At 68.4% G+C, this 16,623-nt stretch carries 15 protein-coding genes; 8 read left to right on the top strand and 7 right to left on the bottom strand.

Annotation, left to right across the window (positions count from 1 at the left end):
• Nucleotides 1-28: 28 nt before the first annotated feature.
• Nucleotides 29-2,347, bottom strand: coding sequence for a DUF6049 family protein (locus tag ACF1G2_RS23040; protein ID WP_391800047.1), 2,319 nt, complete (start codon nt 2,345-2,347; stop codon nt 29-31).
• Between the two features lie 183 nt (nt 2,348-2,530).
• On the opposite strand from ACF1G2_RS23040, the gene ACF1G2_RS23035 reads away from it, so the two are divergent.
• Complete coding sequence (locus ACF1G2_RS23035; protein ID WP_391800046.1) at nt 2,531-3,973, top strand: CCA tRNA nucleotidyltransferase; 1,443 nt, start codon at nt 2,531-2,533, stop codon at nt 3,971-3,973.
• Between the two features lie 75 nt (nt 3,974-4,048).
• Here the strand turns inward: ACF1G2_RS23035 and ACF1G2_RS23030 are convergent, their stop codons facing one another.
• The 3 genes from ACF1G2_RS23030 to ACF1G2_RS23020 all read right to left on the bottom strand — a co-directional run bounded on the left by ACF1G2_RS23030 (nt 4,049) and on the right by ACF1G2_RS23020 (nt 7,206).
• Nucleotides 4,049-5,308, bottom strand: a complete 1,260-nt coding sequence (locus ACF1G2_RS23030) for an MFS transporter (protein ID WP_391800045.1) — start codon at nt 5,306-5,308, stop codon at nt 4,049-4,051.
• Between the two features lie 77 nt (nt 5,309-5,385).
• Nucleotides 5,386-6,468 carry an inositol-3-phosphate synthase gene (locus ACF1G2_RS23025; protein WP_391800044.1) on the bottom strand — a complete coding sequence of 361 codons (1,083 nt, stop codon included), beginning with the start codon at nt 6,466-6,468 and terminating at the stop codon, nt 5,386-5,388.
• A 48-nt stretch (nt 6,469-6,516) separates the two neighbouring features.
• Complete coding sequence (locus ACF1G2_RS23020; RefSeq protein ID WP_356887272.1) at nt 6,517-7,206, bottom strand: helix-turn-helix transcriptional regulator; 690 nt, start codon at nt 7,204-7,206, stop codon at nt 6,517-6,519.
• 532 nt (nt 7,207-7,738) lie between these two features.
• Here ACF1G2_RS23020 and ACF1G2_RS23015 point away from each other — a divergent pair.
• The 3 genes from ACF1G2_RS23015 to ACF1G2_RS23005 all read left to right on the top strand — a co-directional run bounded on the left by ACF1G2_RS23015 (nt 7,739) and on the right by ACF1G2_RS23005 (nt 11,936).
• Nucleotides 7,739-7,912: a hypothetical protein gene (locus ACF1G2_RS23015; protein WP_391800231.1), complete on the top strand. Its 174-nt coding sequence runs from the start codon at nt 7,739-7,741 to the stop codon at nt 7,910-7,912.
• The gene (locus ACF1G2_RS23010) at nt 7,909-10,290 is read left to right on the top strand and encodes a transglycosylase domain-containing protein (RefSeq protein ID WP_391800222.1); all 2,382 of its coding nucleotides are present in this window, start codon (nt 7,909-7,911) and stop codon (nt 10,288-10,290) included. Before ACF1G2_RS23015 ends, ACF1G2_RS23010 begins: the two co-directional genes overlap by 4 nt.
• 125 nt (nt 10,291-10,415) lie before the next feature.
• A complete protein-coding gene (locus ACF1G2_RS23005; protein ID WP_391800043.1) occupies nt 10,416-11,936 on the top strand; it encodes a glycosyltransferase family 87 protein in 1,521 nt (506 codons plus the stop codon).
• Nucleotides 11,937-11,951: 15 nt separating this feature from the next.
• On the opposite strand, the gene ACF1G2_RS23000 is transcribed toward ACF1G2_RS23005, so the two are convergent.
• From ACF1G2_RS23000 to ACF1G2_RS22990, 3 genes are all read right to left on the bottom strand, one after another.
• A complete protein-coding gene (locus ACF1G2_RS23000) occupies nt 11,952-12,983 on the bottom strand; it encodes an alanine racemase (protein ID WP_391800042.1) in 1,032 nt (343 codons plus the stop codon).
• 97 nt (nt 12,984-13,080) lie between these two features.
• A complete protein-coding gene (locus tag ACF1G2_RS22995; RefSeq protein WP_391800041.1) occupies nt 13,081-14,199 on the bottom strand; it encodes a lipid II:glycine glycyltransferase FemX in 1,119 nt (372 codons plus the stop codon).
• A gap of 126 nt (nt 14,200-14,325) precedes the next feature.
• Nucleotides 14,326-14,625: a hypothetical protein gene (locus tag ACF1G2_RS22990; protein ID WP_391800040.1), complete on the bottom strand. Its 300-nt coding sequence runs from the start codon at nt 14,623-14,625 to the stop codon at nt 14,326-14,328.
• Nucleotides 14,626-14,908: 283 nt separating this feature from the next.
• Here ACF1G2_RS22990 and rpsF point away from each other — a divergent pair, with 283 nt between their 5' ends.
• The 4 genes from rpsF to rplI all read left to right on the top strand — a co-directional run bounded on the left by rpsF (nt 14,909) and on the right by rplI (nt 16,619).
• Nucleotides 14,909-15,199, top strand: a complete 291-nt coding sequence (gene rpsF / locus ACF1G2_RS22985; RefSeq protein ID WP_004950685.1) for a 30S ribosomal protein S6 — start codon at nt 14,909-14,911, stop codon at nt 15,197-15,199.
• Between the two features lie 74 nt (nt 15,200-15,273).
• Nucleotides 15,274-15,858, top strand: coding sequence for a single-stranded DNA-binding protein (locus ACF1G2_RS22980; protein ID WP_361435422.1), 585 nt, complete (start codon nt 15,274-15,276; stop codon nt 15,856-15,858).
• A gap of 59 nt (nt 15,859-15,917) precedes the next feature.
• A complete protein-coding gene (gene rpsR / locus ACF1G2_RS22975) occupies nt 15,918-16,154 on the top strand; it encodes a 30S ribosomal protein S18 (RefSeq protein WP_005315025.1) in 237 nt (78 codons plus the stop codon).
• 18 nt (nt 16,155-16,172) lie between these two features.
• The gene (gene rplI / locus ACF1G2_RS22970; RefSeq protein WP_158988579.1) at nt 16,173-16,619 is read left to right on the top strand and encodes a 50S ribosomal protein L9; all 447 of its coding nucleotides are present in this window, start codon (nt 16,173-16,175) and stop codon (nt 16,617-16,619) included.
• The last annotated feature ends 4 nt before the right edge of the window (nt 16,620-16,623 follow it).

Below are 16,623 nucleotides of genomic sequence, written 5' to 3'. Positions count from 1 at the left end.
GTCCCCGGCCGACCGGCCACGACATCGCTCAACGGTCCACCTTCTCACCCGCGTCGGACGGGTTACCGCTTTCGGGACCGGTGTCCGGCGCAGGGTCACTCGGCTGCTCCGGATCGTCGCTCTCCGCAGTCTCCGCTTCGGCGTTCCGTGCCGCCGCGCGCTTGCGCTGGGTGTACATCCGGGCTCCGGCGAGGACGAGGAGCAGCACACCGCCGGCGATGACGAGCATCACGGTCGGAGTGATCTCGGAGACCTTCACGGTGAAGGTCATCTCCTGTCCGTACGGCGTGCCGTCCTTGGTGAACAGCTGGGCCGTCATGGGCACCGGACCGTTAGCGTTGGCCGAGGCGGTGAACTTCACCGACTGGCTGTGCCCGGCGGCGATCTTGACCGGGAGCTCGGCGACGGCGTCGCCGCCGTTGAGCTTCAGCCGGGTCTTGTTGCCGGAGGTCAGCCTCAGGACGAGATCGTCCACGCCCTGCAGCAGCTTGTTCTGGACGGTCACCGGGATGGTGGCGCTGCGGCCGGAGAGCGTGAGGTCCGACTTGTCGACGAGCTGTACCTCGCGCGTGAGGCTCTCGAGGTACTGGTGCACCGTGATCCGGTACAGCGAGGCGGAGGCGGCCTGGCCGCGCCAGGAGGTGGACATCTCGCGGCTGATGGCGTTGCCGAAGGGCGTCACCACGCGGTCGGGCAGGGTGAGGATGACCTTGAAGTCGTCCAGGGCCGCGCGGGTGCCCTTCATGTCGCGGAAGGCCTCGACCGGGAGCTCCTGCTTGCGCAGCGCACGGGGGTACCGGGATGCGCCCGGCACCGTGGTGGCGGCGTCGGGGTCCGGCTTCACGGCTGAGGCAGCGATGAGGTCGAGGGGCTGCGTCCAGCGCTGGGCCGTCAGGCCGCGCAGTGCGGTCGCCATGCTCTGTGCCTGCGAGGTGGTCGGAATCCGCTGGGGGGCGACCACGATGCTGCGCTGCTGCTCGGGCTGTTCCAGGGTGACCGCGAGCGTCTGGGCGAGGAACTCCTGGACGGCGAGGGTCGAGTTGCCTGCGCGGAGCAAGTCGCCCTCGAAGGCCGTCGAGAGGGAGGCGTCGCTCACGACGGCGGTGGTACCGCCCCCGACGGGGCGAGCCGCCGTCGGCGTGTACGAGAGGTCGTCCCGGAAACTGTCGCTGCGGGCGATCACCTTGTGGGCCCCCGCCGAGGTGGCCACATCCATGATCGAGGGGTCGACGGCCCCGTTCACGGGCCAGGAGAAGTCGGTGGACGGCTTCACATGGAGGATGGTCTCCACGGTCGTCCCGGCCAGCTCCGTCGCCGGCCGGAGGTGGCTCAGCGAGCCGGGGACGTCCTTGCCGCGGTGGGCGAGAGAGGCGATGTCCGGGTCCGCGAACGGCAGGGCGACGACCTTGCGGCCCACCACGGCCTTCTGCAGCGAGTCCAGCCACCGCTTGGCGACGGCCTGCTTGGTGCCCGGTACCGTGCCCGTGCCGTCCTTCACCTGGTAGCTCCGCGTCATGGCGTCGACGGTGGCCAGCAGGTCCGGGTCGATGACCCAGGTGACGGGAAGCTCCTTGCCCAGCGTGACCATCTGGTCCAGCCGTCCGCCGGGGGCGAGCTCGGCAGCCAGGTCGTCGTTCTCGAAGACCGGCGTCTGCTGGTCGTCGGAGCCGGTCTCGGCGGAGACGTGAGCCGAGGAGATCAGCGGCCAGAGGTAGGTGAGCTGGGTCTTCTTCTCCGCCGCCTCGGGCTGGTACGGCAGGAAGGTCCGCTCGATGCCGAGGACGCGCTTCCCGAGCTGGGAGGCGGTCTGGCCGGAGAGGGAGACCCCCAGCTGGTAGACACCCTCGTCATCGAGTCCGAGCTTGTCGACCGGGACGGAGAGCGTGAAGTCCTTGCTGAGCCCGGCCGCGAGGCTGGGGATCTTGACCGTGTAGCGGCCGCCGAGCGGGGCGGGGTCGCTGCCGGCCCGGAAACCGGTACGGCCCGAGATCTGCTCGATCTGGCTCCGGCTCGTCATCCGGGGGCCGACCCTGACGTCCACCGTGGCATCGGTCACGGTCTGCTTGCCCTTGTTGGTCACCGTCCCGGAGACCGTGACCGTGTCGCCCTCCACCGGCGCGCTCGGCTTGAGCGTGTCGAGAGACACATCGACGGTGCGCGAGCCGGTGCCGTCCTCAGCGGTGACGACCGACGGTTCCATGGCGGTCGCGGCGACGGCCGGCGGCGCCACCGCGCCCTGCAGAAGCCCGACGAGGAGGGGCGCCCCCGCGAGGAGGGACGCCGTGCGCCGCAGCCACCGACGGGCAGGTGAGGGATGGGTCCCCTGGATGTCTGCCGCCTCGGCCACGCGTTCGCCCGTCCTCGTCGTAATCAGTGGTGCAGGTGGTTCCCCATTGCTGTGTCCACGCATGGTAACGAGGCACGCCGGGAGCAAGTGCCGGGGACTGCTCCAGCCGATCTCGACGGGATCACCGGACCCCCGGGAAAACGGGGACGTCGGCGGGGGCCGGGGCACGTACCCTTTTCTGTTGTGCCGAACGCCAACGAAGACACCCCGACTGCACTGAGCCAGGTGCAACGCCGCGCGGTCAGCGAACTACTGCGCGTGTCCCCTGTCGCCGACGACCTCGCCGTCCGTTTCCAGGATGCAGGTTTCAGCCTCGCGCTGGTCGGCGGTTCGGTGCGGGACGCGTTGCTCGGGCGGCTCGGCAACGATCTCGACTTCACCACCGACGCCCGGCCCGAGGACGTCCTGAAGATCGTCCGCCCGTGGGCCGACGCGGTCTGGGAGGTCGGGATCGCCTTCGGCACGGTCGGCTGCCAGAAGAGCGGCTACCAGATCGAGGTGACGACGTACCGCTCCGAGGCGTACGACCGCACCTCGCGTAAGCCCGAGGTCTCCTACGGCGACTCCATCGAGGAGGACCTCGTCCGGCGTGACTTCACCGTCAACGCCATGGCCGTGGCCCTGCCGGAGAAGGAGTTCGTCGACCCGTACGGGGGCCTCGACGACCTTGCCGCGCGGGTGCTGCGCACTCCTGGTACCCCGGAGGAGTCGTTCTCCGACGATCCGCTGCGGATGATGCGCGCGGCGCGCTTCGCCGCCCAGCTCGACTTCGAGGTCGCCCCCGAGGTCGTCACGGCGATGACCGAGATGGCCGGCCGTCTGGAGATCGTCTCCGCGGAGCGGGTCCGGGAGGAGCTCAACAAGCTCTTGCTCGCCGCTCACCCCCGCAAGGGGCTCGGTCTGCTCGTCGACACGGGTCTGGCTGACCATGTGCTGCCGGAGCTGCCGGCGCTGCGGCTCGAGAGTGACGAGCACCACCGGCACAAGGACGTCTACGAGCACTCTCTGACCGTTCTCGACCAGGCGATCGACCTGGAGGAGGACGGGCCGGACCTCGTGCTGCGTCTCGCCGCGCTGCTGCACGACATCGGCAAGCCCCGTACCCGTCGCTTCGAGAAGGACGGTCGTGTCTCGTTCCACCACCATGAGGTGGTCGGGGCGAAGATGACCAAGAAGCGCATGACGGCGCTGAAGTACTCGAACGAGATGATCAAGGACGTTTCGCGTCTGGTGGAGCTGCACCTGCGCTTCCACGGATACGGAACGGGTGAGTGGACCGACTCCGCCGTCCGCCGTTATGTGCGCGACGCGGGGCCTCTGCTCTCGCGACTGCACAAGCTGACGCGCTCGGACTGCACGACGCGGAACAAGCGTAAGGCCGGCGCCCTCTCGCGGGCCTACGACGGGCTGGAAGAGCGGATCGCCCAGCTCCAGGAGCAGGAGGAGCTGGACGCGATCCGTCCCGACCTGGACGGCAACCAGATCCAGGAGACCCTCGGCATCCGTCCCGGCCCGGCCGTCGGGCAGGCGTACAAGTTCCTGCTGGAGCTGCGTCTGGAGAACGGGCCGATGGAGCATGAGGCTGCTGTCGCGGCGCTCAAGGAGTGGTGGGCGGCTCAGAGCTGAGGCGAACGCGGTCGATGTTTCACGTGAAACATCGACGCGCGGCATCGACGGAGGGGTGATGTTTCACGTGAAACATCACCCCTCCTTCCGTCGGCTCCACAGCATCAAGGCGATCGACGCATAGACGGCGGCGACCATCACCACGACAGGGACGGACCGGCCGTCGGGGGGCAGCATCAGCGCCGCGACCGCTGCCGCACCTACGAAAGCGACGTTGAAGAGCGTGTCGTAGAGCGAGAAGACCCGTCCGCGGTAGGCGTCGTCCACGGATGTCTGGACGACCGTGTCCGTCGCGATCTTGGTGCCCTGGGTGACCAGCCCCAGGAGGAAGGCCGCGATCATCAGCGGGGTCTGCGCGAAGGGCAGCCCCAGCGCGGGCTCCAGGACGGCCGCTGAGCCCGAGCACACGATCATCCAGCCGAAGGGACCGAACCGCCCGATCGCCCAGGGCGAGATGACGGCGGCCGCGAAGAACCCGGCCCCGGAGAACGCCACCGCGAGACCGAGCAGCGCGAGCCCTTCCGACTCCGTGGAGCTCCAGGCGTAGCGGCAGAGCATCAGCACGGTCACCGTGAGGGCGCCGTAGCAGAAGCGCATCAGGGTCACCGCGGCCAGTGCGCGGGCCGCGGGCCGCCGCTCGGCCAGATGGCGCAGTCCTGCCACCAGTCCATGGGCCGTCGACGCCAGCGCGGCACGGAGCCGGGGCTGGACGAGGTCCGGGTCGGGGCCGAGGAGTTCCCTGGGCATCCGCAGGGAGGCGAGGGCGGAGCAGAGATAGAGGAGGGCGCCGAGCACCACGACGGCTGCGTCGGAGTCCTCGGACAGGATGCGCACTCCGAAGGCCAGTCCGCCTCCCGCGGTCGCGGCCACGGTACCGGCGGTCGGGGAGAGGGAGTTGGCGACGACCAGCCGCTCGTCGTCGACGACCCGTGGTAGTGCGGCCGAGAGACCGGCGAGGACGAAGCGGTTGACGGCCGTCACCGACAAGGCGGAGGCGTAGAAGAGCCAGTCGGGCACGGAGGCGAGCATCAGCACCGCCGTACCGCAGGCGAGGAGGGTCCGCAGCAGGTTTCCGTAGAGGAAGACCTGGCGTCGCTGCCAGCGGTCCAGGAGTACGCCCGCGAAGGGCCCGACGAGGGAGTACGGGAGGAGCAGCACGGCCATGGCGGAGGCGATGGCCGCGGGAGAGGTCTCCTTCTCGGGGGAGAACACGACGTACGTGGCCAGTGCCACCTGGTAGACGCCGTCGGCGCACTGGGAGAGCAGACGGACGGCGAGAAGGCGGCGGAAGTTCGTCAGGCGCAGGAGTACGCGCAGATCACGTACGACGGGCATGGCAGCAAGACTCACATACGACGAGGGCCCCCGGGTGAAACACCGGGGACCCTCGATCGACGAAGTGGATCAGCGCCTCAGCGCTCGACCTCGCCCTTGATGAACTTCTCGACGTTGGCGAACGCCTCGTCGTCGAAGTACTGCACCGGCGGGGACTTCATGAAGTACGAAGAGGCAGAGAGGATCGGGCCACCGATGCCCCGGTCCTTGGCGATCTTCGCGGCGCGCAGCGCGTCGATGATGACACCGGCCGAGTTCGGGGAGTCCCACACCTCGAGCTTGTACTCCAGGTTCAGCGGAACGTCACCGAAGGCGCGACCCTCGAGGCGGACGTACGCCCACTTGCGGTCGTCCAGCCAGGCCACGTAGTCCGACGGGCCGATGTGGACGTTCTTCTCGCCCAGCTCGCGGTCGGGGATCTGCGAGGTGACGGCCTGGGTCTTCGAGATCTTCTTCGACTCGAGGCGGTCGCGCTCGAGCATGTTCTTGAAGTCCATGTTGCCGCCGACGTTGAGCTGCATGGTGCGCTCAAGACGGACACCGCGGTCCTCGAACAGCTTTGCCATCACGCGGTGCGTGATGGTGGCGCCGACCTGGGACTTGATGTCGTCACCGACGATCGGGACACCGGCCTCGGTGAACTTGTCGGCCCACTCCTTGGTGCCGGCGATGAAGACCGGGAGGGCGTTGACGAAGGCGACCTTGGCGTCGATGGCGCACTGCGCGTAGAACTTCGCGGCCTCCTCGGAGCCCACGGGCAGGTAGCAGACGAGCACGTCGACCTGCTTGTCCTTGAGGACCTGGACGACGTCCACGGGAGCCTCGGCGGACTCCTCGATGGTCATGCGGTAGTACTTGCCGAGACCGTCGAAGGTGTGGCCGCGCTGAACCGTGACGCCCGAGTTCGGGACGTCGCAGATCTTGATGGTGTTGTTCTCGCTGGCGCCGATGGCGTCGGAGAGGTCGAGGCCGACCTTCTTCGCGTCGACGTCGAAGGCGGCGACGAACTCCACGTCACCGACGTGGTAGTCGCCGAACTGGACGTGCATCAGGCCGGGCACCTTGGACGCCGGGTCGGCGTCCTTGTAGTACTCGACGCCCTGTACCAGCGAGGCGGCGCAGTTGCCCACGCCGACGATGGCTACGCGAACCGAACCCATTCCGGTTGCTCCCTGTGTGATCGTGGAAGCCCTGCGGGATGCAGGGATTCACTTGGCGGTGTCGTCGGACGGATCCGGCCGGGTACTGCCCCCGTGCCGGGGCAGGCCGCCCGTTTCTCCAGAATCGTTGTCCTGCTGAGCGGCGCCCTCGGGGGCGTCGGGACCGGATCGCTGATCCCGTCCCGCCCGCTCGCTCTCGATGAGCTCGTTCAGCCAGCGCACTTCGCGCTCCACGGACTCCATTCCGTGGCGCTGCAGCTCAAGTGTGTAGTCGTCGAGGCGCTCGCGTGTGCGGGCCAGAGAGGCGCGCATCTTCTCCAGACGCTCCTCCAGCCGGCTGCGGCGGCCTTCCAGTACGCGCATCCGCACCTCGCGCTCGGTCTGGCCGAAGAAGGCGAAGCGGGCGGCGAAGTGCTCGTCCTCCCAGGTGTCCGGACCGGTGTGGGAGAGGAGCTCTTCGAAGTGCTCCTTACCTTCGGCCGTCAACCGGTAGACGATCTTGGCGCGGCGTCCTGCGAGTGACGCGGCCAGGGCATCTTCGGGGGCGCTGCCCGGCTCCTCGATCAACCAGCCGTTGGCGACCAGCGTCTTGAGGCAGGGATAGAGGGTCCCGTAGCTGAAGGCCCGGAAGATGCCCAGCGAGGTGTTGAGCCGCTTGCGCAGCTCGTACCCGTGCATGGGCGCCTCGCGGAGCAGGCCGAGAACGGCGAATTCGAGGATTCCCGAGCGCCTGCTCATCCGTCCCCTCCTCCGCTGTCGGGTGCCCTTATGCCGTACTGATGTATCGACTCGATACATCATGACGATAGAACGGCCATCCTGCTGCGACAAGTGGGGCCACGGTGACCGGCGTCACATCGTCAATTCACAGCAATCGACTTGCCTGATTTGGGGTGAACTTCGGCTCTAGGAGGGTTTTGGCCGTGCGTAGTCTGTCCGGCATGCAGACCACCGGGAACCGAGCGACGCCGCAGTGCGTCAGTGATCGGGGTGACCGGCTGCGGTACGGGAGGGCTTCTGGTGAAGCCCGGCCGTGCGCATTTCGGGGGGACCGGAACTCAACTGCCGCTTCCAGGCGTACGCGCCTGCCCGAGGAGTAGTCGTTCGATGAGCGAGCATCGTCGCAAAATGCCGCAGTCGCAGCCGCCGAGTGGCGGCCGCGCGGCGGCCCGGCGCGCCGCCCAGCAGCCCCAGGGCCGCCGGTCGGCCCAGGGACGGGATGTCAGCACCGGCTCCCCTTCGTCTGGGTACGGAGAGGAGCCCACCTACGGTGGACGGGCCGAGGCTCGTCGTGCCGCGCAGCGCGGAGGCCGTCGGCGTGCGCCCGACGGCGGCGCGGGCGGCGGCCACGGTGGTGGCCGTCGTGGCGGTGGAGGCGGCGGGCAGGGTGGTGGCCCGGGCCGTGGCCGTGGGGGCGGTCGCCCTCCGGGCAGGAAGCGCCTGATCGACTACCCGCGGTACGACAAGTACGGCTGGCGCCGCTGGGTGCCCTCCTGGAAGCTCGTCTCAGGCCTCTGCCTGGCGTTCCTCGGCCTGGTGATGGGGGCGGCGACGATCGCGTACTCCCAGGTGGGGATCCCCAAGGAGGCTCTGGCCGCCAAGGCGCAGAACAACGTCTACTACTGGTCCGACGGCTCGCAGATGGCCGCGACCGGTGGTGAGGTCAACCGGCAGATCATCGGGATCGACCAGATCCCGAAGGACATGCAGAACGCGGTGATCTCGGCCGAGAACAAGACGTTCCGCGACGACTCCGGCGTCGACCCGATGGGCATCGGCCGCGCCGTCTGGAACATGGCCAAGGGCGGCGAGACGCAGGGCGGCTCGACCATCACCCAGCAGTACGTGAAGAACAACCTGCTCAACGACCAGTCGCAGACCCTGTCTCGCAAGGTCAAGGAGCTCTTCATCTCCATCAAGGTCGGCGCCGAGATGGAGAAGCCCGAGATCATGGCGGGCTACCTGAACACCGCCTACTACGGGCGCGGCGCCTACGGCATCCAGGCGGCGGCCCGGACGTACTTCGGCAAGGACGCCAAGCACCTCAACGCGAGCGAGTGCGCGTTCCTCGCCTCGCTCCTCAAGGGCGCGACGTACTACGACCCCGCCGGCTCCACCGAGATCGACCCCCAGGCGACGCCGCAGGCGAACCTGAAGCGGGCCACGGACCGCTGGTCGTGGATCCTCGACGAGATGGTCAAGGACAAGCACATCACCGCGGCGGACCGGGCGAAGTACCCGGCCTTCCCCAAGGTGCAGCCGCCGAAGAAGAACGCCCAGCTGACCGGTCAGGTCGGCTACCTGGTGAGCACGGCCAAGGCCAACTTCATCAACAACCATCCGGGGATGGACGAGAAGAAGCTCGCCGGGGGTGGATACGAGATCTACACGACCTTCGACAAGAAGAAGGTCAAGGCTCTCGAGGACTCCATCAAGAAGGTCTACGACGAGCACATCGACCCGAAGAAGCGGCCGAAGGAGGACACTCACGTCCAGTTCGGCGGTGCCTCGGTCGACCCGAAGACCGGTGAGATCGTCGCCCTCTACGGCGGCACCGACGCCACCAAGCACTTCACCAACAACGCCGACCAGACCGGTGCGCAGGTCGGATCGACGTTCAAGCCGTTCGTGCTGGCCGCGGCCATGGAGTACGGCGTCCGCGACCCCGACGAGGGCAAGGTCCAGGACGCCACGACCCGCACCATCGTCGACCCGAACAAGAGCCGCTACAACGGCAAGAACAAGCTCCGGATCAAGAACTACGACGGCACGGTCTGGCACAACGAGAAGGGCGAGGAGTGGCTGCAGGTCAACGACGATGACGCCAGCTACGGCCCGATGAGCCTGCGCGAGGCGATGATCCGCTCCGCCAACTCGCCCTACGTGCAGCTCGGCATGGACGTCGGCATCGACGAGGTCCGCAAGACGGCCGTCAGGGCCGGTCTGCGGGAAGGCTCGCTGGTCAAGGCCAACGTGCCGTCGTTCTCCCTCGGTATCTCCGACCCGAGCGCCATCCGCATGGCCGGCGCGTACGCGACCTTCGCGAACAACGGCGAGCGCAACGACCCGTTCTCCGTGAAGGAGGTGAAGGAGAAGGGGCAGGTCATCTACAAGCACGAGTCGAAGACCGAGCGGGCCTTCTCCTCGGCGGTCGCCAGCAACGTGACCGACGTCCTGCGCGACGTCGTCGAGAACCCGAAGGGCACCGGCCGCAAGGCCGCGATTCCGGGCCGGGACGTGGCCGGCAAGACCGGTACCACCGACGGCAACAACTCGGCCTGGTTCGTCGGGTACACGCCGAACCTGTCGACCGCGATCGACATGTACCGCTTCGACGACGACGAGAGCAAGGAAGGCCGTAAGTTCCTGTCGATGTTCGGCACGGGAGCCCAGCCCAAGATCCACGGTTCGTCCTTCCCCTCGCAGATCTGGAAGGACTACATGACCGACGCCCTTAAGGGCATGAAGGTCGAGTCGTTCCCGGAGCCGGAGGACCTGGACGCGGAGGCCGTCTTCGGCGGTGGCGCCGCCAGCCCCACCCCGACGCCGACCGAGACCCCGTCGCAGTCGCCGTCCGCGACCATCACTCCCTCGCAGACGCCGTCGCAGACGCCCAGCAAGTCGCCTGGCCCGGACAAGACCTGTGACGTCTGGGACTGGCCGTGCGAGGACAACGGCGGCCAGAACGGCGGTCAGGACGGCGGCCAGGACGGCGGAGCGACGGGGACACCGACGGCTCCGACGACTCCGACGTCACCGACGCCGACGGACACCGGCAAACCCGGCAGGGCCAGCGGCGGAAGCGGCTGGCTGGGCGGCTGACACCCGCCCGCCAGCCCCTGTCCGGCAGCGCCCCGAGGGCCGCGGTACCCGGCACGTACGCACACGTACGTCGCCCGGTACGGCGGCCCTCACCGTTTCCCGGGGACGTACGGCAGGATGTCCCCATGCCGAGCCTCCACAAGACGAGTCCGCAGCGGGACCGGCCGCAGAACCCGGCGACGGTGTGCCCCACCCGTCGCGACGAGGTCGCCGCGGCGGGCAGCGAGCTGATCGGCGGGCCGGTCGGCCGTCGGGCCCTGCTCGGCAGCGGGCAGCTCACCCCTGTGCGGGTGATCGCACTGGTGGCCATCGGGATGTTTGCGCTCGGCATGGTGCAGAAGATCCCGTGTTACGACTGGGCCTGGTTCCGGGGCACCACCTCGCAGTACACCCACGCCTGTTACTCCGACATCCCCCATCTCTTCGTCGGACGCGGGTTCGCCGAGGGCCTGGTCCCGTACTTCGACCGGCTGAGCGGCGACATAGAGTTCCTGGAGTACCCGGTCCTCACCGGGCTGTTCATGCAGGTCGCGGCCTGGCTGACGCCCGGTGGCAGCGACCTCGTGCACCGCGAGCAGATGTACTGGATGGTCAACGCGGGCATGCTGATGGTCTGCGCCGTCATCATGGCCGTGTGCGTGGCCCGTACGCACCGCCGTCGGCCCTGGGACGCCCTCCTGGTCGCCCTGGCCCCCGCGTTCGCCCTCACGGCGACGGTCAACTGGGACCTGCTTGCCGTGGCGCTGACCTCGGCCGCCGTCCTGATGTGGTCGCGCGGCCGTCCACTCGCGTTCGGGGCCCTGCTCGGCCTGGCGGTCGCGGCGAAGTTCTACCCGTTCCTGATCCTGGGGCCGCTGTTCCTGCTGTGCTGGCGGGCCGGCCGCTGGCGCGAGTTCGGCGCGGCGCTGGTCGGGGCGGCCGGTGTGTGGCTCGCCGTGAACCTGCCGGTGATGCTGCTCGCGCCGGAGGGCTGGAAGCAGTTCTACGCCTTCAACGAGGCGCGGAACGTCGACTTCGGGTCCGTCTGGCTGCTCATCAGCCAGCGCACCGGCGAGCAGATCTCCCCCGGCAGCGCCAACACGTACACCATGGTGCTGATGGCCGTCGTCGCCGCGGCCCTCGCCGTCCTGGCGCTGACGGCGCCCCGCCGACCCCGGTTCGTCCAGCTGGCGTTCCTGATCGTGGCCGCGTTCGTGCTGACCAACAAGGTGTACTCGCCGCAGTACGTGCTCTGGCTCATCCCCCTCGCCGCCCTCGCCCGGCCGCGCTGGCGGGACTTCCTGATCTGGCAGGCGTGCGAGGTCATGTACTTCCTGGGCATCTGGATGTACCTGGCCTTCACCACCAGCGGCAACAAGCAGGGGCTGCCGACGGACGGCTACCACTTCGCGATCGTGCTGCACCTGGTCGGCACGCTGTACCTGTGCGCGGTGGTCGTGCGCGACATCCTGGCGCCCGAACGGGACGTGGTGCGGCAGGACGGCTCCGACGACCCCTCCGGGGGCGTCCTGGACGGCGCTGAGGACGTTTTCGTACGGGGCAGGGCGGCCCACCCCGCCCGGCACGCGGCCCCGGCCGTGGAGGGGCCGCGTGTGGAGTGGGGAGTCCCCGCGGACGGGGCTCCCCGGGACCCGCGGGCCGACTAGGGCCTGTCCTTCGGACTAGCGCTCGACGAGCCGGTCGAACTGCGTCGTCGTGTGCCGCAGATGGGCCACGAGCTCGTCGCCGACCTTCGGCTCCTGGGCGTCGGCCGGCACGAACAGGATCGACACCTGCATGTGCGGCGGCTCGGCGAACCAGCGCTGCTTGCCGGCCCAGACGAACGGAGAAAGGTTCCGGTTGACGGTCGCGAGACCGGCGCGGGCCACGCCCTTGGCGCGTGGCATCACACCGTGCATCGCCTTGGGCGCCTCCAGACCCACTCCGTGGGAGGTGCCGCCGGCGACGACCACCAGCCAGCCGTCGGAGGCGGCCTTCTGCTGGCGGTAGCCGAAGCGGTCGCCCTTGGCGACGCGCGTGACGTCCAGGACCGCTCCGCGGTACTCGGTGGCCTCGTGGTCGCCCAGCCAGAGCCGGGTGCCGATCCGGGCACGGAACCGGGTCTGCGGGAACTGCTGCTGGAGCCGGGCCTGCTCCTCGGCCCGCAGATGGCTGACGAACATGGTCTGCAGCGGCAGCCGTGCGGCCCGCAGCCGGTCCATCCAGCCGATGACCTCCTCGACCGCGTCGGTGCCGTCCGTGCGGTCCAGGGGCAGATGGAGGGCGAAGCCCTCGAGCCGTACGTCCTCGATGGCCGCGTGAAGCCGTCCCAGGTCCTCTTCGAGGACGCCGTGGCGCTTCATCGAGCTCATGCACTCGATGACCACCCGTGCGCCCACGAGGGCGTGCACGCCGTCCACGGAGGACACGGAGCGGACCACGCGGTCCGGCAGCGGCACCGGCTCCTCGCCCCGCCGGAACGGGGTGAGGACCAGCAGGTCGCCGCCGAACCAGTCCTTGATCTTCGCGGCCTCGTACGTGGTGCCCACGGCGAGCATGTCCGAGCCGAAGCGCGAGGCCTCGTCGGCCAGCCGCTCGTGGCCGAAGCCGTAGCCGTTGCCCTTGCAGACCGGGATCAGGCCGGGGAACTGGTCGATCACGGACTTCTGGTGCGCCCGCCAGCGAGCGGTGTCGACGTAGAGGGAGAGCGCCATGGCCGGCCCGGAACCTTTCTGGTGGCTGCGGTGTATCAAAGGTGTGTACGAGACTTACGAGATTACGTACGAGGTTACGGGCGCGACGCCCGGCCCGTCAGCGACGCGACATGTAGATGTCCAGCGCCTTGTGCAGGAGCTTGTTGAGCGGGAAGTCCCACTCGCCGACGTACTCCACCGCCTCGCCGCCCGTTCCCACCTTGAACTGGATGAGACCGAAGAGGTGGTCGGTCTCGTCGAGCGAGTCCGAGATGCCCCGCAGGTCGTAGACGGTCGCACCCATCGCATAGGCGTCGCGCAGCATCCGCCACTGCATCGCGTTCGAGGGCCTGACCTCGCGGCCGATGTTGTCGGAGGCGCCGTAGGAGTACCAGACGTGCCCGCCGACCACGAGCATCGTGGCCGCCGAGAGGTTCACGCCGTTGTGCCGGGCGAAGTACAGCCGCATGCGGTTGGGGTCCTCGTTGTTGAGGACGGTCCACATACGCTGGAAGTACGACAGCGGGCGCGGGCGGAAGTGGTCGCGGACGGCCGTGATCTCGTACAGGCGCTGCCACTCGGCGAGGTCCTCGTAGCCTCCCTGGACGACCTCGACACCGGCCTTGTCGGCCTTCTTGATGTTGCGGCGCCACAGCTGGTTGAAGCCCTTGAGGACGTCGTCGAGCGAGCGGTTGGCGAGCGGTACCTGGAAGACGTAGCGCGGCTGGACGTCACCGAAGCCGGCGCCGCCGTCCTCGCCCTGCTGCCAGCCCATCTTCCGCAGCCGGTCGGCGACTTCGAAGGCGCGCGGCTCGATGTGCGAGGCCTCGACGTCCTTCAGGCGCTTCACGTCCGGGTCCTGGATGCCGGACTTGATCGCGGCGGAGTCCCAGCGGCGGATGACGACCGGCGGGCCCATCTTCACGGAGAAGGCGCCCTGCTGCTTGAGATGCGCCAGCATCGGCTGCAGCCAGTCGTCGAGGTTCGGGGCGTACCAGTTGATGACCGGGCCCTCGGGCAGATAGGCCAGGTAGCGCTTGATCTTCGGCAGCTGGCGGTAGAGCACGAGGCCCGCGCCGACGAGCTCGCCGGACTTGTCGAACCAACCCAGGTTCTCCGACCGCCACTCGGTCTTCACATCAGCCCACGCCGGGACCTGGCAGTGGCTCGCCGAGGGCTGGCTCTGGATGAATGCCAGATGCTGCTCACGGCTGATGGTCCTCAGGGTCAGGCTCACGGGGCGCTCCTCGGCAGGTGTGTCCCCATCGGTTCAGGGGCTCCGGCTCTCGCGCCGAAGCCTACTGTGACCGGGGAGCGCCCCGACGGGACGTGTGTCCCTTGGCCGGTGACCGACCCGGATGCCTCAGATGAGGCCCCCGTAGAACATGCCGAGATAGAAGCCCACCGCCGAGGCTCCGAGCCCGACGATCAGGGCGAAGCGCTCCCTCGTGGTCACGGAGATGAACTGGCCGGACGCGCCGGTCATGATGCCGATCAGTCCGGACCAGGAAGCCAGTACGTGCAGGCTGTGGAACTGCGCGGTGATGAAGGAGAGGACGCCGAGGAAGAGCGTCACCGCCATCAGGGTGTCCTGGAGCGGGTGGGGCCTGCCGTCGGTGGCGAGGAGGGAATGTCCGGGGTCGGGTCGCATTGCCTGTGCCATGGGGCACCTCCTGCGTGGCTGCGGGAAGGCGGCGCATCGTAGCGCCGCCGACATCCGTTGTGTACAGATTGCGTCCCCCCACCACCGGATTTCAACCGGAAGCGGATGTGCGGGTACTCTGTACGGTCTGCACCGGTGTCTGCCCTGGTCCGTCTCGGACCTCGACGGTCTCCTCGCTCGCCGAGGGGCATTGTCAGTGGCGGCCGATACCGTTGCTTACGCATCACGACCCTCCTGCCACGGAACGACCGTGGCCGCTGAGTCCAAAGGAGGTGGGTTCCACATGCGTCACTACGAGGTGATGGTCATCCTCGACCCCGATCTCGAGGAGCGCGCTGTCTCCCCGCTGATCGAGAACTTCCTCTCCGTCGTCCGTGAGGGCAACGGAAAGGTTGAGAAGGTCGACACCTGGGGCCGTCGTCGTCTCGCCTACGAGATCAAGAAGAAGCCCGAGGGCATCTACTCGGTCATCGACCTGCAGGCCGAGCCTGCGGTCGTCAAGGAGCTCGACCGCCAGATGAACCTGAACGAGTCGGTCCTCCGGACCAAGGTCCTCCGCCCCGAGACCCACTGAGCGTCTAGCTCAGAGGTCATCGGGTTCGAGTAGCAGTAAGCAGCCAGAAGCAATCCCGCCGAGAGGTTCATCCAATGGCAGGCGAGACCGTCATCACGGTCGTCGGCAATCTTGTCGACGACCCCGAGCTGCGCTTCACCCCGTCCGGTGCGGCGGTCGCGAAGTTCCGTATCGCGTCCACTCCCCGCACCTTCGACCGTCAGACCAATGAGTGGAAGGACGGCGAGAGCCTGTTCCTGACCTGCTCGGTCTGGCGTCAGGCGGCGGAGAACGTCGCCGAGTCGCTCCAGCGAGGCATGCGCGTCGTCGTGCAGGGCCGGCTGAAGCAGCGGTCGTACGAGGACCGCGAGGGCGTCAAGCGCACGGTCTACGAGCTGGACGTCGACGAAGTCGGCCCCAGCCTCAAGAACGCCACGGCCAAGGTCACCAAGACCACCGGTCGAGGTGGCCAGGGTGGCTACGGCGGCGGTGGCGGCCAGCAGGGCGGCGGCAGCTGGGGTGGAAACTCCGGCGGTGGCCAGCAGGGTGGTGGCGGTGCTCCCGCCGACGACCCGTGGGCGACCAGCGCGCCGGCCGGTGGCGGCCAGCAGCAGGGCGGCGGAGGCAGCTGGGGTGGAAACTCCAGCGGCGGCGGCTACTCGGACGAGCCCCCCTTCTAGGGCACTCCCCTCGAAGGGCAGCTCGTACCCAAACTTCTTGATCACACAGGAGAAACACCATGGCGAAGCCGCCTGTGCGCAAGCCTAAGAAGAAGGTCTGCGCGTTCTGCAAGGACAAGACCGCGTACGTGGACTACAAGGACACGAACATGCTGCGGAAGTTCATTTCCGACCGCGGCAAGATCCGTGCCCGCCGCGTGACCGGCAACTGCACGCAGCACCAGCGTGACGTCGCCACGGCCGTGAAGAACAGCCGTGAGATGGCGCTGCTGCCCTACACGTCCACCGCGCGATAAGGGAAGGGTGACCGAAAAATGAAGATCATCCTGACCCATGAGGTCTCTGGCCTCGGTGCCGCCGGCGATGTCGTCGACGTCAAGGACGGTTACGCTCGCAACTACCTGGTCCCGCGTGGTTTCGCGATCCGCTGGACCAAGGGTGGCGAGAAGGACGTGGCGCAGATCCGCCGCGCCCGCAAGATCCACGAGATCGCGACCATCGAGCAGGCCAACGAGATCAAGGCCCGGCTCGAAGGCGTGAAGGTGCGTCTGGCCGTTCGCTCCGGCGACGCCGGCCGCCTCTTCGGCTCCGTGACCCCGGCCGACATCGCCACGGCGATCAAGTCCGCGGGTGGCCCCGACGTCGACAAGCGTCGCGTCGAGCTCGGTTCGCCGATCAAGACCCTGGGCTCGCACCAGGTGTCCGTGCGTCTGCACCCCGAGGTTGCCGCGAAGCTCGGCGTCGAGGTTGTCGCCGCGTAACGCT

The sequence above is a fragment of the Streptomyces sp. NPDC013457 genome, assembly GCF_043089925.1.
Classification (GTDB): domain Bacteria; phylum Actinomycetota; class Actinomycetes; order Streptomycetales; family Streptomycetaceae; genus Streptomyces.
This window is presented reverse-complemented; position numbering and strand designations above follow the sequence as displayed.

Coding starts and splice junctions, on each gene's coding strand:
- ACF1G2_RS23020 (WP_356887272.1), bottom strand. CDS start 7,206: ATGAGCAGGCGCTCGGGAATCCTCGAATTCGCCGTTCTCGGCCTGCTC.
- rpsR (WP_005315025.1), top strand. CDS start 15,918: ATGGCGAAGCCGCCTGTGCGCAAGCCTAAGAAGAAGGTCTGCGCGTTC.
- ACF1G2_RS23025 (WP_391800044.1), bottom strand. CDS start 6,468: ATGGGTTCGGTTCGCGTAGCCATCGTCGGCGTGGGCAACTGCGCCGCC.
- rplI (WP_158988579.1), top strand. CDS start 16,173: ATGAAGATCATCCTGACCCATGAGGTCTCTGGCCTCGGTGCCGCCGGC.
- ACF1G2_RS23005 (WP_391800043.1), top strand. CDS start 10,416: ATGCCGAGCCTCCACAAGACGAGTCCGCAGCGGGACCGGCCGCAGAAC.
- rpsF (WP_004950685.1), top strand. CDS start 14,909: ATGCGTCACTACGAGGTGATGGTCATCCTCGACCCCGATCTCGAGGAG.
- ACF1G2_RS23000 (WP_391800042.1), bottom strand. CDS start 12,983: ATGGCGCTCTCCCTCTACGTCGACACCGCTCGCTGGCGGGCGCACCAG.
- ACF1G2_RS22990 (WP_391800040.1), bottom strand. CDS start 14,625: ATGGCACAGGCAATGCGACCCGACCCCGGACATTCCCTCCTCGCCACC.
- ACF1G2_RS23030 (WP_391800045.1), bottom strand. CDS start 5,308: ATGCCCGTCGTACGTGATCTGCGCGTACTCCTGCGCCTGACGAACTTC.
- ACF1G2_RS22980 (WP_361435422.1), top strand. CDS start 15,274: ATGGCAGGCGAGACCGTCATCACGGTCGTCGGCAATCTTGTCGACGAC.